Origin of the sequence: Microbacterium sp. GCS4, from assembly GCF_001262495.1 — a bacterium.
GTDB lineage: Bacteria > Actinomycetota > Actinomycetes > Actinomycetales > Microbacteriaceae > Microbacterium.
Genome location: NZ_LGYE01000001.1, coordinates 320,054 through 341,387 on the forward strand (window position 1 = coordinate 320,054; position 21,334 = coordinate 341,387).

General features: G+C 68.0%; 23 protein-coding genes. 8 read left to right on the forward strand and 15 right to left on the reverse strand.

The window, feature by feature from the left end:
- Entirely contained in the window at positions 1–1,326 is a 1,326-nt protein-coding gene (locus AKH00_RS01640; protein WP_082297345.1) for an MFS transporter, read from the reverse strand.
- Between the two features lie 90 nt (positions 1,327–1,416).
- Between AKH00_RS01640 and AKH00_RS01645 the strand changes: the two genes are divergently transcribed.
- The 3 genes from AKH00_RS01645 (at position 1,417) to AKH00_RS01655 (ending at position 3,222) form a co-directional block, all read left to right on the forward strand.
- Complete coding sequence (locus AKH00_RS01645) at positions 1,417–1,785, forward strand: VOC family protein (protein WP_050720978.1); 369 nt, start codon at positions 1,417–1,419, stop codon at positions 1,783–1,785.
- A 199-nt stretch (positions 1,786–1,984) separates the two neighbouring features.
- Positions 1,985–2,281 carry a hypothetical protein gene (locus AKH00_RS01650; protein ID WP_200903781.1) on the forward strand — a complete coding sequence of 99 codons (297 nt, stop codon included), beginning with the start codon at positions 1,985–1,987 and terminating at the stop codon, positions 2,279–2,281.
- 95 nt (positions 2,282–2,376) lie between these two features.
- Positions 2,377–3,222: a class I SAM-dependent methyltransferase gene (locus AKH00_RS01655; protein ID WP_050720979.1), complete on the forward strand. Its 846-nt coding sequence runs from the start codon at positions 2,377–2,379 to the stop codon at positions 3,220–3,222.
- A gap of 6 nt (positions 3,223–3,228) precedes the next feature.
- Here AKH00_RS01655 and AKH00_RS01660 read toward each other — a convergent pair whose 3' ends face one another.
- Genes AKH00_RS01660 through AKH00_RS01675 form a run of 4 tightly spaced genes read right to left on the reverse strand, consistent with a single transcriptional unit; the run spans position 3,229 to position 7,101 of the window.
- Positions 3,229–3,885, reverse strand: a complete 657-nt coding sequence (locus AKH00_RS01660) for a dihydrofolate reductase family protein (RefSeq protein ID WP_050720980.1) — start codon at positions 3,883–3,885, stop codon at positions 3,229–3,231.
- A gap of 29 nt (positions 3,886–3,914) precedes the next feature.
- Positions 3,915–6,263, reverse strand: coding sequence for an ATP-binding cassette domain-containing protein (locus AKH00_RS01665; protein WP_050720981.1), 2,349 nt, complete (start codon positions 6,261–6,263; stop codon positions 3,915–3,917).
- Between the two features lie 24 nt (positions 6,264–6,287).
- Positions 6,288–6,698 carry a VOC family protein gene (locus AKH00_RS01670; RefSeq protein ID WP_050720982.1) on the reverse strand — a complete coding sequence of 137 codons (411 nt, stop codon included), beginning with the start codon at positions 6,696–6,698 and terminating at the stop codon, positions 6,288–6,290.
- A gap of 4 nt (positions 6,699–6,702) precedes the next feature.
- The gene (locus tag AKH00_RS01675) at positions 6,703–7,101 is read right to left on the reverse strand and encodes a helix-turn-helix transcriptional regulator (protein WP_050721986.1); all 399 of its coding nucleotides are present in this window, start codon (positions 7,099–7,101) and stop codon (positions 6,703–6,705) included.
- A gap of 180 nt (positions 7,102–7,281) precedes the next feature.
- Here AKH00_RS01675 and AKH00_RS01680 point away from each other — a divergent pair, with 180 nt between their 5' ends.
- Positions 7,282–7,881: an HdeD family acid-resistance protein gene (locus tag AKH00_RS01680; RefSeq protein ID WP_050720983.1), complete on the forward strand. Its 600-nt coding sequence runs from the start codon at positions 7,282–7,284 to the stop codon at positions 7,879–7,881.
- Positions 7,882–7,954: 73 nt separating this feature from the next.
- On the opposite strand, the gene AKH00_RS01685 is transcribed toward AKH00_RS01680, so the two are convergent.
- On the reverse strand, positions 7,955–8,719 hold the full coding sequence (locus AKH00_RS01685; RefSeq protein ID WP_050720984.1) for an SDR family oxidoreductase: 765 nt from the start codon (positions 8,717–8,719) through the stop codon (positions 7,955–7,957).
- A gap of 121 nt (positions 8,720–8,840) precedes the next feature.
- Between AKH00_RS01685 and AKH00_RS01690 the strand changes: the two genes are divergently transcribed.
- The 4 genes from AKH00_RS01690 to AKH00_RS01705 all read left to right on the forward strand — a co-directional run bounded on the left by AKH00_RS01690 (position 8,841) and on the right by AKH00_RS01705 (position 11,528).
- On the forward strand, positions 8,841–9,314 hold the full coding sequence (locus tag AKH00_RS01690; protein WP_050720985.1) for an NfeD family protein: 474 nt from the start codon (positions 8,841–8,843) through the stop codon (positions 9,312–9,314).
- A 9-nt stretch (positions 9,315–9,323) separates the two neighbouring features.
- Positions 9,324–10,250 (forward strand): SPFH domain-containing protein, encoded by a 927-nt coding sequence (locus tag AKH00_RS01695; RefSeq protein WP_050720986.1) that lies wholly within the window; start codon positions 9,324–9,326, stop codon positions 10,248–10,250.
- Positions 10,247–11,020 carry a glycerophosphodiester phosphodiesterase family protein gene (locus AKH00_RS01700; protein WP_050720987.1) on the forward strand — a complete coding sequence of 258 codons (774 nt, stop codon included), beginning with the start codon at positions 10,247–10,249 and terminating at the stop codon, positions 11,018–11,020. Before AKH00_RS01695 ends, AKH00_RS01700 begins: the two co-directional genes overlap by 4 nt.
- Before the next feature lie 124 nt (positions 11,021–11,144).
- The gene (locus AKH00_RS01705; protein WP_050720988.1) at positions 11,145–11,528 is read left to right on the forward strand and encodes an RNA polymerase-binding protein RbpA; all 384 of its coding nucleotides are present in this window, start codon (positions 11,145–11,147) and stop codon (positions 11,526–11,528) included.
- On the opposite strand, the gene lnt is transcribed toward AKH00_RS01705, so the two are convergent.
- The 9 genes from lnt to AKH00_RS01750 all read right to left on the reverse strand — a co-directional run bounded on the left by lnt (position 11,529) and on the right by AKH00_RS01750 (position 21,249).
- Positions 11,529–13,058, reverse strand: coding sequence for an apolipoprotein N-acyltransferase (gene lnt, locus AKH00_RS01710; RefSeq protein WP_050720989.1), 1,530 nt, complete (start codon positions 13,056–13,058; stop codon positions 11,529–11,531).
- A gap of 11 nt (positions 13,059–13,069) precedes the next feature.
- On the reverse strand, positions 13,070–15,544 hold the full coding sequence (locus AKH00_RS01715) for a DEAD/DEAH box helicase (protein WP_050720990.1): 2,475 nt from the start codon (positions 15,542–15,544) through the stop codon (positions 13,070–13,072).
- Positions 15,541–16,299: a twin-arginine translocase subunit TatC gene (tatC, locus tag AKH00_RS01720; protein WP_050720991.1), complete on the reverse strand. Its 759-nt coding sequence runs from the start codon at positions 16,297–16,299 to the stop codon at positions 15,541–15,543. Before tatC ends, AKH00_RS01715 begins: the two co-directional genes overlap by 4 nt.
- Before the next feature lie 62 nt (positions 16,300–16,361).
- Entirely contained in the window at positions 16,362–16,601 is a 240-nt protein-coding gene (locus AKH00_RS01725) for a twin-arginine translocase TatA/TatE family subunit (protein ID WP_050720992.1), read from the reverse strand.
- A gap of 33 nt (positions 16,602–16,634) precedes the next feature.
- The gene (locus AKH00_RS01730) at positions 16,635–17,624 is read right to left on the reverse strand and encodes a helix-turn-helix transcriptional regulator (protein WP_050720993.1); all 990 of its coding nucleotides are present in this window, start codon (positions 17,622–17,624) and stop codon (positions 16,635–16,637) included.
- Positions 17,621–18,613: a helix-turn-helix transcriptional regulator gene (locus tag AKH00_RS01735; RefSeq protein WP_050720994.1), complete on the reverse strand. Its 993-nt coding sequence runs from the start codon at positions 18,611–18,613 to the stop codon at positions 17,621–17,623. The genes AKH00_RS01730 and AKH00_RS01735 overlap by 4 nt, the downstream gene beginning before the upstream one ends.
- Positions 18,613–19,539, reverse strand: coding sequence for a hypothetical protein (locus AKH00_RS01740; protein ID WP_050720995.1), 927 nt, complete (start codon positions 19,537–19,539; stop codon positions 18,613–18,615). The genes AKH00_RS01735 and AKH00_RS01740 overlap by 1 nt, the downstream gene beginning before the upstream one ends.
- 10 nt (positions 19,540–19,549) lie before the next feature.
- A complete protein-coding gene (locus tag AKH00_RS01745) occupies positions 19,550–20,569 on the reverse strand; it encodes a tRNA (adenine-N1)-methyltransferase (protein WP_050720996.1) in 1,020 nt (339 codons plus the stop codon).
- Positions 20,566–21,249: an HAD family hydrolase gene (locus AKH00_RS01750; RefSeq protein WP_268768098.1), complete on the reverse strand. Its 684-nt coding sequence runs from the start codon at positions 21,247–21,249 to the stop codon at positions 20,566–20,568. The genes AKH00_RS01745 and AKH00_RS01750 overlap by 4 nt, the downstream gene beginning before the upstream one ends.
- Positions 21,250–21,334: the final 85 nt, after the last annotated feature.

Sequence of the window (21,334 nt, forward strand, 5' to 3'; positions counted from 1 at the left end):
TCACCGACGTGGGTCGGGATCCAGTCCCATGCGGATGCGGGTGCGCTTGCGCTCGACGAGGATGAACGTCGTGCCCAGTAGCCACAGGGGCACGGGCATCAGGAAGGCGATGCGGAACGCGTCCAGGGAGTAGGTCTCTGGCGAGCCCGCGCCCTGGAGATCGAGCGCGAGACCGATCAGGAAGATCGCGATCAGCGCGGCGATGAAGCCGCCGGCGTTCGTGACACCGGTCGCCGTGCTGAGCCGGTGCGAGGGGTTGTGTGTGCGCGCGTGGTCGAAGGCGATCATGCTCGCGGGGCCGCCTGTCGCGAGAGCGACGGCGAGCACGTACAGGAGCCACAGCGGTGCGGGTCCGGGCAGCGCGATCACGACGACCCAGGCGACCAGCTGCACCGTGACGGCAGGAAGCACGAGCGCTAGGGAGCGGTGGTTCGGCAGGCGACGCGACAGATCGCCGATCACGGGGCCGAGTGCCATGCCCGCGATGACGTAGACGGAGATGATCCCGGCCGCGTGGGCGGGGGAGAGCCCCTGCGCGGCTGTGAGAAAAGGCATTCCCCACAGCAGGATGAAGGCCGTTCCCGCGAAGGGAGTGGTGAAGTGCGACCAGAATGCCAGTCGGGTGCCCGGATGCGCCCAGGCCGCGCGGATGCCGACGCCGGTGTCGATCGCGGAGGTCACGACACGGATCACGCCGGTGTCGGTGTCGACCGAGACGTCCGCGCCTCTCTCGGGCGGGTGGTTGCGGATCACGAGCGCCACGAGGATGGTGAACAGCACGCCGAGTCCCGCGACGCTGCCGAAGGTGATCGTCCAGCTCGTCGAGTGCAGCAGTGCGGCGAGCGGCACGAGGGCGATCAGCTGACCCGCCTGACCGAGGATCCCGGTGAACTGGACCATGAGGGGACCGCGCTGCGCCGGGAACCAGGTCGCCACGAGGCGCAGGACCGCCGGGAAGATCGCGGCGTCCCCGGCCCCGAGGAGGTTGCGGGCGACGAGCGCGATGCCGATGCTGGGGGAGAGCGCCATGGTGAGCTGTCCCGCGGCCATGAGGAACATGCCGATCGTCATGATGGGCCGTGAGCCGTATCGGTCCAGCAGCACCCCGACCGGGATCTGCATGCCGCCGTACACCGCCAGCTGCACGACGGCGAACAGTGCCAGAGTCGAGGCGTCGGCCTGGAAGCGATCAGCGGCCTCGACCCCCACGGCGCCGAGGGACGTGCGGTTGGTGATCGCGAGAACGTAGGCGGCGACGCCCACCGACCAGATCAGCCAGGCCCGCCACCCCGGAGCCGACACGGGGGAGTGGGAGATCTGACGCACCCCTCCACGCTACTCCTGCGCCGACGGGGGACCGCATCCGGCCACGGGGATGCCGTAGTGGACGTCGGCGGCCCTCGCTACCGTTGCGTCATGACTCCGACATCGCAGCACCATTCGATCGACTACGTCGAACTCGTCGTGCAGGACCTCGACGCAGCGCGGCGATTCTACGGCGAGGCCTTCGGGTGGACGTTCGTGGACTACGGGCCGACATATGCGGGCATCTCGTCGCCCTCAGGCGACGGGTCCGAGGTCGGAGGGCTGCTGCTCTCGGATCAGGGGCGCCCGCCGGGAGGTCCGCTCGTGCTCCTGTACTCGGACGATCTCGATGCGACGCAGCAGGCGATCACCGCGGCGGGCGGCGCCGTGATCCAGGGACCGTACGAGTTCCCCGGGGGACGGCGGCTGCACTTCACCGACCCGAGCGGCAACGAGCTGGGGGTCTGGGCGGCGTCCTGAGCGAGGAGTGTACGGCGCACAGTGACGCGAGTGGCTGTGCCTGTACCGGCACGAACGATGTTCGAATGAGCGGCGTCCCCGTGACATCATCTCGTGTGTGGTGAATCAACTGTGTGATGTCGAGCTGTCGGGTCCTGAACGCAAACTCCTGTCGCGGGGTTTGAGGGAGTGGGGTGGTCCTGCGCACTGCAGTGAGGCGATGGCAGTCGCCCTCGGGTTCGAAGGCACAGAGTCTTTGCTTCGTGACGGCGCTCACCTCGCCAAGCGGATTTCGGATGGGGAGCCTCTGAGCCGCGAGGACTGGACCCGCGCGCTGATGGCCACCGAAGTCGTGTTCATCAGCGACGTCATCGGGTCGGGCGTCGATTGGATCTCCACGACGGAGTACACAGATGCCGAGACGATTCAGGCGTTGAGAACCATTCAGCACAAGCTCGTCGCGGTCGTGCTCCGGCCGGGGAAGACCGGCGATGTCCCGGGTTGGCTGTCGCGGTAGCCGTGCCATGGAAAGTGAACTGACATAATGTGCATTATCGGCTCTTGTGGATCCACGCGAGAGAGGCCCCTGCGATCGCTCGTTAGGCTCGGACCATGAGCGGAGATGCCACAGACATCCATTGGGACGACGCGCGTCAGGCGAACCGGGACAACTGGGACGATCGTGTGCCCCTGCACCAGAGCGCCTACGGCATCGACGCGTTCGATGACCCGGCGCATCTGAGTGACGTCGTCGTGGACGATCTTCCCGTCTTGACCCGCGCACTCGGGACGAACGACCTCAGCGGGCTCGATCTGGTGCACCTGCAGTGCCACATCGGAACCGACACGATCTCGTTGGCTCGTGCGGGTGCGACGGTGACCGGCGTTGATTTCTCCCGACCAGCGCTCGTCGCGGCTGAGGCTCTGGCGGCACGCGTCGGCGCCGAAGGATCCTGGGTCGAAACCGACGTGCTGGACGCTCGTGCCGCCGTCAGCGGAGACTTCGATGTGGTCTATACCAGTATCGGGACCATCTGCTGGCTGAACGATCTCGACCGATGGGCGACGCAGATCGTCCAACTGCTGCGGCCCGGCGGAACGTTCTTCATCAGGGACGGTCATCCTGCTCTCTATGCACTCGATGAGGACGCCCCGCAGCTCACCGCGCGGTACCCGTACTTCGGCGACGGCCGGGCGCAGCGGTGGGACGACGCCTCGACGTACGCCGGCGACGGCGTCGTCGCGCACGCTCGGACCTATGAGTGGGCGCACCCCCTCTCCGAGATACTCGGCGCGCTGCTGCGTTCCGGGCTGCGGATCGTGCACTTCGATGAGGGCCGCACGCTGCCCTGGCGGTTCAGCTCCCGCATGGTCGAGGTCCCCCGGGGCTACGCCTGGCCGGAGGCGGAACGAGACCTGGTGCCCTGCACGTATACGATCATCGCTCGACGCGACTGAGCGCGTTCAGCGAGGCCGTCGTGTGAAGTTCCGATGCACGACGCCACCGGGCGACGTCGTGGACTCGATCTCGTAACGCTCCTCGAGACCTTCGAGTCCGTCCCACAGTCGCTCACCGCGTCCGAGCACGATGGGCGCGATCACGAGGTGCATGCGATCCACCAGATCCGCGGCGAGGAACTGCCGCACGGTCTCGACGCCTCCGCCGATACGGACGTCCTTCTCCCCCGCCAGCTCCCGTGCCTGACGAAGCGCCTCCACGGGATCGGCGTCCATGAAATGGAAGGTCGTGCCTCCGGCCATCTCGATGGGCTCGCGCACATGGTGGGTCAGCACGATGACCGGCGTGCGGAACGGCGGCTCATCGCCCCACCACCCCTTCCACTCGTCGTCCGTCCACGGGCCGCGCTGGGGCCCGAACTTGTTCCGACCCATGATCTCGACCCCGATGCCGTCGTTCCAACGACGTGCGAACGCGTCATCCACGCCATCCGACCCGGGTCCGTCTCCGGGCAGACCCATGTTCCGGAAGGTCCGGGTGCCGAAGGCCCAGGCCATCAGACGATGACCGGCATGGCCGAACGGCGCTTCGAGCGTCTGCCCCTCCCCTGCTCCGAAGCCGTCGAGCGAGATCGTGAAGTTGTGGACACGGACGAGAGACACGGTGTGCTCCTTGGATGAGGGTGGCGGGATCAGGCCCCGACGTAGGCGGCGAGGTGCTCCCCGGTGAGCGTGGAACGATCGGCGACGAGGTCGGCGGGACTCCCCTGGAACACCACACGGCCGCCGTCGTGACCCGCCCCGGGACCGATGTCGATGATCCAGTCGGCGTGGGCCATGACGGCCTGGTGGTGCTCGATCACGATCACGGTCTTGCCCGACTCGACGAGGCGATCGAGAAGACCCAGGATGTTCTGCACGTCGGCGAGGTGGAGACCTGTCGTCGGCTCGTCCAGCACATAGACATCCCCTTTCTCGCCCATCTGGATGGCGAGCTTGATGCGCTGTCGTTCACCACCCGACAGCGTGGAGAGCGGCTGTCCCAGGGACAGGTATCCCAGCCCCACGTCATCCAGTCGTCCGAGGATCGCCGTCGCGGCCGGCAGCTTCGCCTCCCCCTCGGAGAAGAACACCCGCGCCTCCGAGACGGGCAGGTCGAGCACCTCGGTGATGTCCTTGCCCGCGAGCTTGTACTCGAGCACGGCCGCCTGGAAGCGCTTGCCGCCGCAGTCCTCGCACGGCGTCTCGATCGTGTCCATGAACCCGAGCTCGGTGATGATGACGCCGGCACCCTTGCAGGTGGGGCACGCGCCCTCCGAGTTCGCGCTGAACAGGGCGGGCTTCACCCCGTTGGCCTTCGCGAAGGCCTTGCGAATCGGCTCGAGGAGCCCCGTGTACGTCGCCGGGTTGCTGCGCCGTGATCCCTTGATCGCCGCCTGGTCGATCGCGACCACGCCCTCGCGCTTCGACACCGAGCCGTGGATCAGCGAACTCTTGCCCGAGCCGGCGACACCGGTGACGACCGTGAGCACTCCCGTCGGGATGTCGACGTCGACGTCCCGCAGGTTGTTGGCCGTCGCGCCGCGGACCTCGATCACCCCGGTGCTCGTGCGCACGGAGGACTTGAGAGCGGCCCGGTCGTCGAGGTGGGTGCCGGTGCGCGTGCCGCTCGACTTGAGTCCATCGACCGACCCCTCGAAGCAGATCTGTCCGCCCGCGCTGCCCGCGCCGGGACCGAGATCGACCACGTGATCGCCGATCGCGATGGTCTCGGGCTTGTGCTCGACCACGAGGACCGTGTTGCCCTTGTCCCGCAGGCGGAGCAGCAGACTGTTCATGCGCTGGATGTCGTGCGGGTGCAGCCCGATGGTGGGCTCGTCGAAGACGTAGGTGACGTCCGTGAGCGAGGAGCCGAGGTGTCGCAGCATCTTGATGCGCTGCGCCTCACCGCCGGACAGCGTGCCCGACGGGCGATCGAGGCTGAGGTAGCCGAGTCCCAGGGTCACGAACGCGTCGAGGTTCGCGCGCAGCGCCTCGAGCAGCGGAGCCGCGCCCGGCTGATCGAGGCCGCGCACCCACTCGGCGAGATCGGTGACCTGCATCCGGCACGCGTCGGCGATGCTGATCCCGTCGATCTTCGAGGATCGTGCACCCTCGGTGAGCCGCGTCCCCTCGCACTCGGGGCACGTCGCGAACGTCGCGACGCGTTCGACGAAGGCGCGGATGTGGGGCTGCAGTGCGTCGAGGTCCTTCGAGAGCATGGACTTCGTGATCTTGGGGATCAGCCCCTCATAGGTCATGTTGATGCCCGAGATCTTGACCTTCGTGACCTCGCCGTAGAGGAAGAGGTGACGCTGCTTCTCGCTGAACTCGGCGATCGGCTTGTCGCCGGGATAGAAACCCGACTGCGAGAACCCCTTCACCATCCAGCCGTCGGCCGTGTAACCGGGAACCATGATGGCGCCCTCGTCGAGCGACTTCGTCTCGTCGACGATCTGCGCGAGATCGAGGTCGGACACCGCTCCCCTGCCCTCGCAGCGCGGGCACATCCCGCCGAGGTAGATCGCGTCCTTCACGATCTTCTTCTCGCCTCCGGGTCCGGTCATGACCCCGCTCGCCTTCTGCGTCGGGATGTTGAAGGAGAAGGCCGTGGGTCCGCCGATGTACGGCTGGCCGAGCTTGCTGAACAGGATGCGGAGCATGGCGTTCGCATCCGTGACGGTGCCGACGGTGGAACGCGGGTTCGCGCCGAGACGCTCCTGATCGACGATGATCGCCGTGGTCAGGCCTTCGAGCACGTCGACGTCGGGCCGCGGCACGGAGGGCATGAAGCCCTGCACGAACGCACTGTAGGTCTCGTCGATCATGCGTCGCGACTCCGCGGCGATGGTGTCGAACACGAGTGAGCTCTTCCCCGATCCGGACACCCCCGTGAACACCGTCAGCCGGCGCTTGGGGATGTCGACGCTGACCTCCTTCAGGTTGTTCTCGCGCGCGCCCTGGACGCGGATCAGGTCGTGGCCGTCGGCGACGTGGGTCATCGTGGTCCTCGGAGTCGTGGCCGGTCAGCCGGCCTGGTTGATACGGAGCAGGTTACCCGCAGGGTCGCGGAATGCGCAGTCACGGACGCCGTAGGGCTGGTCCATGGGCTCCTGAACCACGTCCGCTCCCCTCTCCACGAGTCGCTCGAACAGAGCGTCGAGATCGTCGCTCGAGAGGGTGAGCGCGCCGTAGCTGCCCTTCGCTATCAGCTCGAGGATCGTCTGGCGCTCGGAGTCCGTGATCCCGGGGTCCGTCGCCGGCGGGTGGAGCACGATCGAGGTCTCGGGCTGCCCTTCCGGTCCGACGGTGAGCCAGCGCAGACCGTCGTAGCCGACGTCGCCCCGCACCTCGAACCCCAGGGCATCGCGGTAGAAGCCGAGAGCAGCCTCGGCGTCCGTGTGCGGCAGGAACGCGTAGTGGATGTTGATGTTCATGGGTTCAGGTTAGGTGCGCGTCGGTGCGCGGTGCTTCTCGATTCCTGATCGGTCGGGTGACATGTTTCGCCTGGAACGTCGGTATGCCGTCGACGTGTGCGGCGCGTTCACGGTACACCCCGGGTGGGACACCGACGAGTTCGGTGAACCGGGTCGTGAAGGTGCCGAGGGAGGAACCGCCGACCTCGGTGCACACCTCGGTCACCGACAGGTCGCCGCGGCGGAGCAGGGCCATCGCCCGTTCGATACGCCGGGTCATGAGGTAGGAGTACGGCGACTCCCCGTAGGTCTCACGGAATCGGCGGCTGAGGTGACCGGCCGACATGTGCGCTCCCCGCGCGAGCGACTCGACGTCGAGCGGCTGCGCATACTCCCGGTCGATCCGGTCACGGACCTTGCGCATGATCACGAGCTCGCGGAGTCGGGCGTCGGAGTCGGCGGTCACGCGAGAATCATCCCATGTCGCGGGATGCCGCCGTATGACGGCTCGCGACGCCGGCGGACGGTCCTCCCCCGCTCGGACTGTGGGAGCGCTACCCTGTGATCATCCCTCACAGGGTTCTCTCAGAAAGGGTCTCCCACCATGTCTGATTCGATCGCGACGGAAGCGTCGTCGCTCTTCAAGTCCATCCGCATCACCCTCGCCGTCTCGGGCGTCATCGCACTCGTCGCCGGCATCGTCCTGCTCGTCTGGCCGGTCAAGTCGGCCGTGATCGTGACGGGGATCGTCGCCGCCTATCTCGTCGTCGCCGGTCTCGTGTACATCGGCCTCGGCATCTTCTCGCACCGCAAGGGCGGGTGGGCGCGAGTCGGGCACCTCGCGCTCGGCCTGCTCTACATCGTGGCGGGCATCATCGCGTTCGCCAACCTCGGCGTCGCGGCGGCGACACTCGCGCTCGTCGTCGTGATCTTCATCGGCATCAGCTGGATCGTCGACGGCGTCGTCTCCCTCACGCTGCTCGGCAGCGACGGCTCCCGCGTGTGGACTCTGCTCTACGCACTGCTCAGCATCGTCGCCGGCATCATCGTGCTGTTCTCTCCGCTCTACGCCGCGGCCGTGCTGTGGCTGTTCCTCGGGATCTCGCTCGTCGTTCTGGGGATCGTGCAGATCGTCCGCGCGGTCACCATCGGGAAGGACGCGAAGAACGTCGCCGCGACGGTGCGACCGGATGCCGCGAGCTGACTCACCGGTCATGCAGGAAGAGGCGCCCCGTCCGATCCCGGACGTGGCGCCTCTTGTCCGCTCCGGCGTCGGGTCACTCGGCCGCGAAACCGCTCACGTCGCCCACGAGACGGGTGTTGTCGGCGGGGACCGGGTCGACCGCCGCCCGGGCGACCTCGGCCGCGAACTCGGACACGTTGTAGAGCTTGCCCGCCGACTCGCGACGCTCCGCGATCGCCCCGGGGTTCGCCCGCTCGAGGAGGGTCGCCGTGATCGTGCCCTCGATCATGTCGCCTGAGACGACCGTGAAGCCGATCCCCTTCTCGGCGAGACCCGGGATGCGCTCGCGGAGCGCGTCCTCGCCGGCGCGCTTCGACAGCGCGACCGGCTCGTACTCGGGCATCGTGGGCGTCGTGCGGATGAAGTGCGCCTGGTGGCTCGTGACGAACACGACGCGCGACCCCTCGCCCAGCAGCGGCGTCGCGGCCTCGAGCACGTTGATCTGCGCGTCGCGGTTGAGGGTCAGCGCATAGTCCTCGGCCATGCCGGACTCCATGCCCCCCGAGGCGTTGAGCACGAGGACGTCGAGGCGGCCGTACTCGGCCTTGACGGCGTCGAGCATCTCGGCGACCGAGGCGGGGTCGGTGAGGTCGGCCCCGACGACAAGAGCACGGCGACCCAGTTCGCGCAACTGCGCGGCGAGCTTCTCAGCGCGAGGCGCCTTGTTGCGGTAGTTGATGACGACGTCGGCTCCCGCCTCGGCGAGGTAGCGCACGGTGTCGGCACCGATGCCGCGGGACGATCCGGTGACGAGCGCCACCTTGCCGTCGAGGGATCCTGCGGGAAGAACGTCGGTCACGGTGACTCCTCAAGTGCATCGAACGCCGTGATCGCACGGCGAACCCAGACTACCAACCGGCCGCGGGCACGCCGTGATCGCGGCGCACGTGCGTGATAGGTTGACCGCAAAGGGAGGCAGCATGAACGACTTCTCCGTCTTCATCGACATCGTCGAGAACTGGGCCTGGATCGGCTGGCTCGTCCTCATCGCCCTCTTCCTCGTGATCGAGATGCTGACCCTCGATTTCACGTTCCTGATGCTCAGCTTCGGCAGCGCGATCGGGCTCGTCACCGACCTCGTCGGCCTACCGGCGTGGGTGCAGGTCATCATCGCCGCCGTCGCGGCCGCCGCATTCATCCTCCTGCTGCGCCCGCCGCTGCTGCGTCGACTTCATCGTGGCGAGGATCCGACGAAGTCCAACGTCGACGCGCTGCTAGATCTGCGAGGCATCGCCTTGCAGGACGTCACGCAGATCTCGGGACAGGTGAAGCTGAGCAACGGCGACACCTGGACCGCCCGCTCGCTGTCGCCCGTTTCCATCCCGCAGGGCTCGCCGGTCGCGATCAGCGCGATCAACGGGGCCACCGCCATCGTCCGCCCCGTCAACGACTAGGAGAGTTCCGTGGAGGATTCCTCGTTCATCCCGACCGCGATCCTGTGGATCTTCATCATCGCGGTCATCATCTTCGTGGTGGTGACGCTGGCTCGATCCATCCGCATCATCCCGCAGGCCACGGCCGGCGTGGTCGAGCGCCTCGGGCGGTACCACAAGACGCTGACGCCAGGCCTCAACATCCTCGTGCCGTTCATCGACCGCCTGCGCCCACTGATCGACATGCGCGAGCAGGTCGTGTCCTTCCCGCCGCAGCCCGTGATCACGGAGGACAACCTCGTCGTCTCCATCGACACGGTCGTCTACTTCCAGGTGACGGATGCGCGGGCCGCGACCTACGAGATCGCCAACTACCTGGGCGCGGTCGAGCAGCTCACGACGACCACCCTCCGCAACGTCGTCGGTGGCCTCAACCTCGAAGAGGCTCTCACGAGCCGCGACAACATCAACGGCCAGTTGCGCGTCGTGCTCGACGAGGCGACGGGCAAGTGGGGCATCCGCGTCGGCCGCGTCGAGCTCAAGGCGATCGACCCGCCCATCTCGATCCAGGACTCCATGGAGAAGCAGATGCGCGCCGAGCGAGACCGTCGCGCCGCGATCCTCACCGCAGAGGGCTCCAAGCAGTCGCAGATCCTCGAGGCTGAGGGCCGCCGCCAGGCCGAGATCCTGCGCGCCGAGGGCGACAAGCAGGCCGCCGTCCTGCGTGCTCAGGGTGAGGCCGAGGCCATCCAGAACGTGTTCAGCGCGATCCACCAGGGGCAGCCGGACGACAAGCTCCTCGCCTACCAGTACCTGCAGATGCTGCCGAAGATCAGCGAGAGCGAGTCCAGCAAGCTGTGGATCATCCCGAGCGAGCTCACCGAGGCGCTCAAGGGCATCGGCAGCGCCTTCACGCCCAAGCCGGGCCAGGGACCGACCAGCGCGCCCGGCGCGTGACGCACCCGTACTTCGAGAAGACCGCCCACCCGCGGGTCTTCGCGCATCGCGGCCTCGTGACGGAGCAGGGCGGAGCCTCGGGCGTGTGGGAGAACACCGCCGCCGCGTTCGCCGCCGCACACGCCGCCGGCGTGGAGTACATCGAGACCGACTGCCAGGTCACCGCGGACGGCGACGTGATCCTGTTCCACGACTCGACGCTCACGCGCCTGACCGGCGATCACCGAGCGGTCCGGGAGGTGTCGACGCGCGAACTGGCCGATCTCTTCGCCGATCACGGAGGCCTGCTGACGGTGTCGGATGCTCTCGCGTCCTTCCCGTCCTCCCGGTTCAACATCGATGTGAAGACACGGGATGCCGCGGAACCGCTCGGCGCGATCCTCGCCGATCACGTCGACCGCGTGCTCGTGACCAGCTTCGACGACACCAACCGCCGCGCCACGATCTCGGCCGTCCTGCGCGCAGGCGCCGGGCTGCGTCCTGCCACGTCCGGAGGCAGCCGCACGATCGCCGCCGTACGAGCCCTGTCGGCCCTGCGCCTCTCCCCCGCTCGCGTCCTCCGCGACGTCGACGCGCTCCAGATCCCCGTGCGCCACGGACGCCTTCGAGTGCTCACGCCCGTGCTTCTCGACGCGGCGCACCGGTTCGGCGTCGAGGTGCACGTCTGGACCGTGAACGACCCGTCCGACATGCGTCGACTCGTCGACCTCGGCGTCGACGGGATCGTGTCGGACCGCGCCGATCTCGCCGTCGAGACCCTCAGCGCCTGAGCGGAACACGGCCTCCTGCGCTGTCGCGCTGGGATTCCGCTGTGAATCGCGCCGAGAAGACGCGGGCGTGGATGAAGCCCACAGGCTGGGACGTTATACCTGACAGCGACGAGAGGACCACACAATGGCAGATCGCAGCCTACGCGGCATCCGACTCGGCGCCCAGAGCCTACAGAGCGAAGAGGGCGTCGTGTTCATGGAGCGCCGGGAGACCACATACACCTGTGACGCATGCGGCCATGTCACGAACCTGATGTTCGCGGCCGATGCCGAGCCGCCGCAGACCTGGGAGTGCCGCTCGTGCGGCGCCGAGGCACGACTGAACGTCGACGGTCAGGCCGTCACGCTCGAGGCCACGGACGAGAAGGCCGCACGCACGCACTGGGACATGCTCATGGAGCGCCGCACCCGCGCCGAGTTGGAAGAGCTCCTCGAGGAGCGTCTCGCCTTCATCCGCGCCCGCCGCGGCGCCGGTGAGGACCCGACCCGGGAGAAGATCGGCGCCTGATCAGCGCCGACGGGCGCGCCACCACCCGATCACGAGCGCACCCAGTCCGCCCCACAGCAGAAGCTGCTGGATCCAGGGGCCCAGAACCACACCCGCCGTGAGGCCGGAGCGCAGCTCGACATCTTCGAGCAGGGCTCCGGCCTCATCCGCGTCCAGGCTCGACACCGTCGCGCCGTCCGGCCGGATGATCTGGCTGGTTCCCACCGTCGACACGTTCACGACGCTCCGCCCGGTCTCGATCGCGCGCATACGAGCGAAAGCGAGCTGCTGATAGTTCTCGTCTGTGCCGCGGAAGTCCGCGTTGTTCGTCTGGAACACGAGGACCTCGGCGCCGTCGCGGACACCCTGGTCGACCACGTCGTCGTAGATCACGTCGAAGCAGATCGCGAGTCCCACCGGAACCCCGTCGATGTCGATCACCGAACTGTTGATACCCGGCGTGTACTCACGCTGGATGAGGCCTATGAGATCTGGGGCCAGCGCGTTGAAGAAGGGCCGGTCCGGTACGTACTCGCCGAAGGGGACGGGGTGCCGCTTGTCATGGATCGCCTCGGCAGCACCATCGCGCCACAGCATGGAGGTGTTGTAGTACCGCTCATCGCGTCCGGTCGCCGCGTTCGCCAGCAGAGGGGCGTCGATCCGAGCGCTGACCAGACTGATCCGTCGTGCGAGGTCCGGAGTCTGGAACGGATCGTAGTCGAGGGATCCCTCGGGCCACACCAGCAGGTCGACGTCTTCGCCGTACAGGGGCTCGGTCGCTTCCGTCTGCGCGTCCACGACGGAGTACGGGGTCCGTTCGTCGAAGTAGCCGGTCGGACCGTTGCCCTGAACGGCGGCGATCCGCATGTTTCCCGAGGCCGCAGTCGGAAAAAGCGGTGTGAAGAACAGCACGAGAACGAGAGCCGCCGGCACCATCAGGGTAACCGGGCGGAAGACCCGACGCAGACGCACGAGCTCGATCAGCACCGCGACCAGCAGCACCATGACGAAGCTGAGCCCGGAGACGCCGAGCCAGGACGTCACGGGTGCCAGAGGGCTCTGCGCCTGCGTCATCCCGAGACGTGCCCAGGGGAAGCCCCCGTAGGGCCAGGAGCCGACGAACAGCTCTCGCCCGACCCAGAGTGCGGCGACCACCACCGGCAGCACGACGATGCGTCCCCAGCGGCCGGGTAAGGCACGGGGGACCCACCGATATGCCAGGGTGATCAGGATCAGCGCGAGGGCGGTGAGTCCGCCCTCGACGACGCTCAGTGCGATCCACGGCACCGGCCCCAGGTATCGCGAAGTCCAGGACACGAGCAGGGCGAAGAAGAGGATCCCGAACACGGCGGCCACGAGCAGCGCGCCGCCCGCCCGTCGCCCGATCAGCGACACCAGCAGCAGGGCGGTCGCCGGGAACGCCAGCACCCAGACGGCCGCATCCGGGTAGGAGAGGTCCATCAACACAGCGGCGAGGGCGGCGACGAGGACTGCGGCCCACAGCGGGAGGATCGGGCGCCCCGGTTCGGCGCTCGCTCGAGAGTCGGACATCGATCCCCTTCTCACATCGACGAGTAGGCGACGATTCCTCGTCGAACCCCGTCGAGCGCGGTGCGCGCCGTGCGCGCGATCGTCGCATCCTCGGCGACGATCGACAGCTGGTCGAGCAGATCGATGGTCTGCTTGGCCCACCTCACGAAGTCGCCGGCGGCCATGTCGGCGTCGATCAGCACACGATCGAGCGTGCCGCCTCGCGCCCAGGAGTGCATGGCCCCTGCGAGTCCCGCGGCGAGAGGCTCCGTGCCGGGCAGATGGTGGTCCTTCTCGAGATCGTCGAGCTCGGCCCAGAGCGTCGTCGTCTTCTCATACGCCGCACGGAAGGCCCCGCGGGGCAGACCCCGCTCCCCCGCGTTCGCCTCGTCGCGCCGCGGCTCGTAGACGAGACAGCAGGCCATGGCGGCCAGCGACGGGGCGTCCAGCCCCTTCCACAAGCCCTGACGAAGAGACTCGGCCACCAGAAGGTCGCGTTCGCCGTAGATGCGGCGCATCGTGCGACCAGCGCTCGTGAGGACCAGCTCCTCGGCGTCGCGGTTCAGATAATCGAGCGTTTCGAGCACCTCGACGACGCGATCGAACACGCGGGCGACGGTGCCCGTGCGGGTCTCGATCTGTCGACGGGTGCGATCCGTCTCGCGCTTGAGCTTCCAGTACCGCTCTGCCCACCGTGCGTGAGACTCGCGGTCCGGGCACCGGTGGCATCCATGCCGCTGCATCCGGGTGCGGAGGGCTTGGATCTGCTTCATCCGCTTGTCGCGCGCCCCCCTCGGGGCGTTCGAGTCCTGGCGGTTCTTCTTCTCCAGATCGGTGATCTCGCGGCGCATCGCGGCATACTCCATGAAGTCGCCGTGATCGCACGTCATCGCTGACCGATAGCCGTCGAGCGACTCCTCCGCCTCGCGAACCTTCCGCGCGAGGCCGACGACTGCCCGATCGGCCTGGAACTGCGCGAACGACGACTCCAGCACCTCCCGCGCCCTGGCCTTCCCGAACAGGTCGATCAGGTTGACCGCCATGTTGTACGTCGGCCGGAAACTGGAGTTCAGCGGATAGGTGCGGCGGGATGCGAGTGCGGCGACCGCCTGCGGGTCCATTCCCTCGGTCCACTGCACCACGGCGTGGCCCTCGACGTCGATGCCGCGGCGGCCGGCGCGACCGGTGAGCTGCGTGTACTCGCCCGAGGTGATCGCGACGCGCGCCTCGCCGTTGAACTTCTCCATCTTCTCGAGGACCACGGTCCGTGCAGGCATGTTGATGCCGAGCGCGAGGGTCTCGGTCGCGAAGACGACCTTCACGAGCTTGCGTTGGAAGAGCTCCTCGACGACCTCCTTGAAGGCGGGGAGGAGTCCGGCGTGGTGGGAGGCGACGCCGCGTTCCAGGTTGTCGAGCCACTCGAAGTAGCCGAGGACGCCGAGATCCTCGTCCTGGAGCGACCGGGTGCGCTCCTCGACGAGCGCTCGGATCTCCGCACGCTCCTCCGCCGAGGTGAGACGCAGGCCGGAGCGCCGGATCTGCTGCACGGCGGCGTCGCAGCCGACCCGGCTGAAGATGAAGAAGATGGCCGGGAGGAGGTTCGAGCGCTCGAGCAGCCGCACCACCTCGGGGCGGTCCATCCGCTCGATGCGCCGAACGTTCGCGGAGCGGACGGGGCGACGGCCGCCGCGCGGCGGCCTCTGCGCCTGACGCCCCGCATGGCGGTTGCTGCGGTACGACTGCGCCTCGCGATTCTGCTCGTAGTGCGAGCCCGTGAACGAGCGGATGCGCATGAGCTCCTGGTTCACGCGCGCGGTCGCGAGACCAGCCCGGTCGTCGAACAGCGGCAGCAGGTCGTCGCGCACGAGGACGTGCTGCTCGAGAGGCACGGGACGGATCTCGGAGACGATCACCTCCGTGTCGCCGCGTACCGTGTCCAGCCAGTCGCCGAACTCCTCCGCGTTCGACACCGTCGCACTCAGCGACACCAGACGCACGTGCGGCGGGAGGTGGATGATGACCTCTTCCCAGACAGCACCGCGGAAGCGGTCGGCGAGGTAGTGGACCTCGTCCATCACGACGTAGCGGAGGTCGCGAAGCGCCGCGGAGTCCGCATAGATCATGTTGCGGAGCACCTCGGTCGTCATCACGACGATCCGGGCGCCGCCGTTGATGTTCGTGTCACCGGTGAGCAGTCCGACCTGGTCGGCGCCATACACGTCGACCAGTTCGCGGAACTTCTGGTTCGACAGCGCCTTCATCGGCGTGGTGTAGAACGCCTTGTCTGTCGGAGTCTGCATCGCGAGGTGGATCGCGAACTCTCCCACGATCGTCTTGCCCGCGCCGGTGGGCGCGGCGACGAGCACGCTGTTGCCGCGTTCGAGCGCGTGGCAGCCTTCGATCTGGAAGCGATCGAGGTCGAACTTCTGGCGGGCGGCGAACGCGGCGGTCTCCGGATGCCCCGCGGACTCGCGGGCGGCCGCGTACCTCTCGGCGGGCGAGCTCATGCGGCCGTCGTGCCGAGGCCGGCGGCTTCGTCGCGCTTGCGCTTGCGACGGTCGAACAGCATGGAGACGAGGGCGGCGGCGAAGTAGAGCAGCACGAGGATACCGGCCAGCATGAACATGCTCACGAGATCTGCGGCCGGGGTGGCGAGAGCTCCGAAGACGCACGAGATGAGGATCGCGACACGCCAGCCCTTGAGGATGTCGCGGCCCGTCATGATCCCGGCGACGTTCAGGGCGACGAGGAACACCGGGAGGACGAAGGATACCCCGACCACGATCATGAGTTTGAAGACGAAATCATAGAACGCGGATGCCTCGTAGAGGTTGTTGCCGCCCTCAGGTGTGAAGCCGGCCATCAGCTCGATCACGTGCGGGACCACGAGAGTGCCGACGTAGCAGCCCGCGAAGAACAGCGGGATCGCCGCACCCACGAAGCTGACCGTGTACATGGTCTCTTTCCTGGTGAGTCCGGGCATGATGAACGCCCAGATCTGCCAGAGCCACACAGGTGCGGAGAGGAAGAGGCCGATCGAGAATGCGATGCGCATCCGCAGGTCGAACGGTGCGGTGACCGAGGAGAACGTCAGCGCGACGATGCTCTCGCCGCGTTCATTGGCGACGTGTCGGATCGGCTCCGTGATGAAGTGGATGATCGGATCGGTGACGAGGAAGGCCACCACCATGCCGAGGACGAGTGCGACCGCCGCGATGATGAGGCGCTTTCGCAGTTCGACGAGATGGGCGCCGAGCGACATCCGTCGATCGCGGCGCCCATCGCTCGCAGCCTGTGGGGCCGAATCGATAGCGGCCACTGAGTTCAGCTGGGGCGTTCAGGCCCGGAAGGGGTTCCGTTGTCCGGCGCCGTGGAGCCGTTGTCCTTGGGAGCCTCGACCTTCTCGGCCACGGCGTCTTCCTCGCGCATGGCCTTCATCTCGCCCTTGAAGACGCGGGCCGACTGGCCCATGCTCTTCGCGAGCGCCGGGAGCTTCGCCGCTCCGAACAGAAGCAGGACGATGACCACGAGGGCCAGCAGATGCCAGCCGGTCAAACCAGCCATAGGTTACTCCTCAAGTCGGGGATTGCGACCAGTCTACCCGGCGTCCGCCGTATCCGGGTCCCTATACAAGGCGAGTCCCGCCGCCGCCCATTCCCGGGTCGCCGTTCGCGCCACACCGGGATCGACGACCTCGATGACGCCACCGAAGCGTGCGGCGAGGCGTTTGACTCCTCGGGGATCGGCGAGATGCAGCCGGGCCGTCACGACACCGTCGACGGACTCGACGTCGTCGCCAATGAGGAACCCGCGCAGCAGCGGGGCGATCCGTTCGGGCACGCGCACGCGGACCTCGCCCTCGTCCGCAGCCGCGGCGAACGCCTCCGGTACGTGGTCGCCCGCATGGGTGATCGGGATGTCCGTGAGGTGCGCGTCGCTGACGCGATCCAGATGGAAGGTGCGCATCGCCTGACGGAGGTGGCACCAGCCCTGCAGATACCACTGCGCGTTCGTGATGAGAACCTGCACGGGGTCCACTGTGCGCGTCGTCGGTGCGGCATCCGGCGCCTGATACGTGAACGCGACAGCCACGCCGCTCTGAATGCCGGCGGAGACGACCTGACGGACCTCGTCGACCGCGCTCGGAGCGACGACGACCTCGGCCGGCGCATCCGCGGCGCCTCTCGACAACTTCGAGATCAGCCCCGTGACGAGGCCCGAGTCGGACACGGCGGGTACGGCCGCGACCATCTGGAGTCCGGCGAGCAGCGCGGCGGCCTCTCGGGCCGTGAATCGCGGCACGCGACGGAGGGCCACGTCGTTCGTGATCTCGATCACGTCCTCCTGGTCCAGGAGGTCCCAGTTGATGTCGAACATCTCCTGGGGCTGCTGCCAATAGCCGGAATCACCCGGCAGGCCGATCACCGTGAGCTTCTCGACCATCTGGCGCATCTCCCGCGGAGTGACGCCGAACTCGGCTGCCGCTTCACTCAGCGAGACCTGTCCGTGCTCCAGCAGGTACGGCACGAGCGTGAGATAGACACGTACACGATCAGCCGCGAGCAGAGGCTTCGCCGTGGCGCTCATCCAGTCACCTCCTCGGACGCGTTGGCTGCGACCACCGCGCGGAGTCGGGAGATGACGGCCTCACGCAACGACGCGGGTTCGACCACCCGCACTTCGGGACCGTAGGACGCCAGCTCGTCGGCGAGGATGTGCAGGTCGACGAACGGCACGCGGATCCCCTGGGTGGCGGGAGTGGCACGTCGGCCGAGCCGGAGCGACGCCTCCGTGCCGGGCGTCACCTCGAGCAGCGCGGAATTCTCCGCGGCGACGCGCTCGAGACCGCTCAGCGCCCTCTCCCCCGCGCCGTCCCGCAGAGACGGGTCGAACGCGGTCGCAGTGACCCTGACGGCTCCGACGATCCGGCTGAGGAGGAACATCCGGTCCTCCTCGATCTCGACGTCGACGCCGAACACGTGCCACCGGGCCTCGTAGTCGACGAGTGCCAGAGGGCGGATGCTGCGTCGGCGCGGAGCGTCCTCCCCCGGCTTGAGGTAGTCGAAGACGACGACGCGGCTCTTCTCGATCGCGTCCTGCAACGGCGCGAAAGCCTCGCTGCTCGCGGTGATCCGGGGCGCGAAGCCGATGATGGGCTCATCGCCGTCGATGCCGAGCGCGCGGATCTTGCGCACGCCCGCCTGCGCGTCCCCGGATGCGGATTCGGCACTCCACACGCTGCCTGCCAGCCGCAGGACGGCGAGCTCCGCCGGTGTGAACTCGATGTCACCGGGAAGGTCGTATTCCGCCTGAGGAATGCGATAGCGGGCCTCGCGGAGATCGTTGGGGTCTGCCTGATCGCCGAGCGTCTCGACGGGGACGCCGAGTGTCCGCAGCTCGTCCTTGTCGCGCTCGAACATCTTCTCGAGGGCGTCGGCGCGAGCGCCGGCATCCGCTCGCTGACGGTACCCCGACACGTTGTCGAGGATCTGCTGCTTGGTGAGCCCGATCTCCGTGGCCATGAGCGCCACGACGAGGTTCGTCAGGCGCTCCTCCGCGGGGATACGGGCGGCCATCAGCGCGCCGTCACCGCACCCAGGATGTCGATCACGTAGGCGAGGGCGGGACCGCTGTCGGACGCCGGAGTCACCACGAGCACCTGGGAGCCGACGGTCTCGCCGACGAGCGCCTGAGCGACCTCGGGAGCCGTGGAGGGAAGGTCGAGGCTGGGGTTCGCGCCCCACGTGGTGGTCTTGACCTCGCGGTCGTCCCAGCCCACGACAGTCAGGTTGAGAAGCGGCGTCTGGTCGGCCTCGACCTTCGCACCGTCGCCCTTGATGAGCGTCTGCGTCGTCAGCTCGTCAGGAGCATCCGTGTCCGGGATGATCACCCCGGGGGTGCCGTCCGCGGCGCGCACGACGGTGGGCATGTTGCGCGCGTCGTTGAACTGCAGAGCCCCATCGGCCCGCGAGGGGTACACCTTGAGGAGGTCGACGACGACGATCGCGGCGTCGCCGTCGTCGAGGCCCAGGCTATTGCGCGTCTCATCGGTCACGCCGTCCGCCGGGATGCCCGCGACGATCCGCGAGCCGCCGGTCGCGCACTCCAGCACAGAGGCGAGACCCGGGAACTGCGGTGCGAGGGTCGCGATGTTCGACAGGCTCTCGGAATCGTCGGCGTACGGCGACTGGAACACCATCTCCCCGGTCGTCGCACTGTAGATCGAGAGCTCGGTCGTCATGACCTGCGTCTCGTTCACGAGCGGGATGCCGTCGCCGACCACGATGTCCTCGAAGGACGTCTTCGGGAACTTGACCGGCGAGAACACCTCGACGTCCGGGGCGGACCCGAATTCGCCCTCGACCGTCACGGCGCTGGAGACGGCGTCCCCGTTGCCGGCGCGATCGCACGAGTCGCCGGCGAAGGACGGGGCGGCAGCGCACCCGCTCAGAGCGAGGGCGGCAAGGCTGAGGGTGGCCAGAACGGCGGACGTTTTACGCACGCGCTCCAGTCTATTCCGTCAGGGGCTCCGATTCGCGCGAAGCAGCAGCGATACGCGCGCCCTCCGCGGCCTTTCCGGCCTCCCGTGCCCGCTTGCGGAGGTTCTTGTCGGTGATCTCCCTGTCCCCCACCGCGCCCGGAGTCCAGGCCTCGACATCGGCATCGCCGTAGCTGCTCTTCGAGGCGCGACGCTTGACCGAGGGGGCGACGGCCCCCGGAGCCAGACGACGCGCCGTGAGCAGGAAGCCCGTGTGCGCGACCATCCGGTGATCGGGGCGCACCGCGAGACCCTCCACGTGCCAGCCGCGGACCATCGTCTCGGACGCGTCGGGGTCGGTGAAGAGGCCGGTGCCGCGGATGTACTCGGCGACCCGGGACAGCTGCGTGGCGGTGGCGACATAGCAGAGCACGACACCGCCGGGGGTGAGGGCGTCCGCCACCGCATCCATGCACTCCCAGGGCGCGAGCATGTCGAGCACGACCCGGTCGACCGTTCCATCCTCGAACTGCGCAGGGAGCTCCTCGGCGAGGTCCCCCACGATCACGTCCCAGGTCGAGGGCGTCTCCCCGAAGAACGTCTCGACGTTCGCACGCGCCACGTCGGCGAACTCCTCGCGTCGCTCGAACGAGACCAGACGGCCTTCGTGGCCGATCGCCCGCAGCAGCGAGAGCGACAGCGCACCGGAGCCCACACCCGCCTCGACGACCACGGACCCCGGGAACACGTCGGCCTGCATGACGATCTGCGCGGCATCCTTCGGGTAGACGATCGCGGCGCCCCGCGGCATCGACATCGCGAAGTCGCGCAGGAGCGGCCGCAGTGCCAGGTAGTCGTGCCCGGAGCTGTTCGCGACCACCGAGCCGTCCGGGAGGCCGATCAGGTCTCGGTGGCGGAGCACACCCTGGTGCGTATGCAGCTCGCCGTCCTCGCGGAGCGTGACGGTGTGCAGACGGCCCTTGGGACCCGTGAGCTGGACGCGGTCGCCCTCGCGGAACGGTCCGCTGGGTCGGTGCGCGCTGGTCGAGGTCATCGGGTGGCTCCCGTCATGGAGTTCTTGCGGTCGAACAGGTCGACGAGGTCTGCGGCGGTGCGGTCCTGCAGCGTCGGCCACAGCTCGTGCGCGCCCACATGGTCGAGCGGCACGATGTGCGGCACGCCCAGCGTGACGGCTCCCGAGGCGAGACCGGCACGGAGGCCGGTCGGCGAGTCCTCGATCACGACGGCATCCGCGATGTCGATGTCGAGCAACGACGCGGCCGTGAGGTACGGCTCGGGATGGGGCTTGGGGCGCGAGACGTCGTCGCCCGCGACCACGATGTCGAACGCGTCGAACTCGATGAGCTCTGCGACGCTCATGGCCATCCGACGCAGCGACATCGTGACCAGGCCCGTCGGGATCCCCGCGGCCTTGAGATCGAGAAGCAGCTCGCGTGCTCCCGGCCGGAACGGCACTCCCTGTGTGCGCAACGCGTCCTGCACGCCGTCGGTGAGCAGCGAGATGATGGCTTCCGCCTCCATGTCCACACCGGCGTTCTGCAGGATCACGGCGCTGTCGATCAGGCCGTTGCCGACGAGCTGCAGAGCCTGCTCATGGGACCACGTGCCGCCGAACGACTCCACGAGGGCCGTCTCCGCCGCCATCCAATAGGGCTCGGTGTCGACCAGGGTTCCGTCCATGTCCCAGAGGATCGCGCGGGGCTGTCTGCTCACCGGTCCATGTTAGCCGTGGCGCAGCCCGGTCCCCGCGCGGGCGGACTAGCCTGGAGGGATACCCCACCGGGTTCGCGAAGGGAGA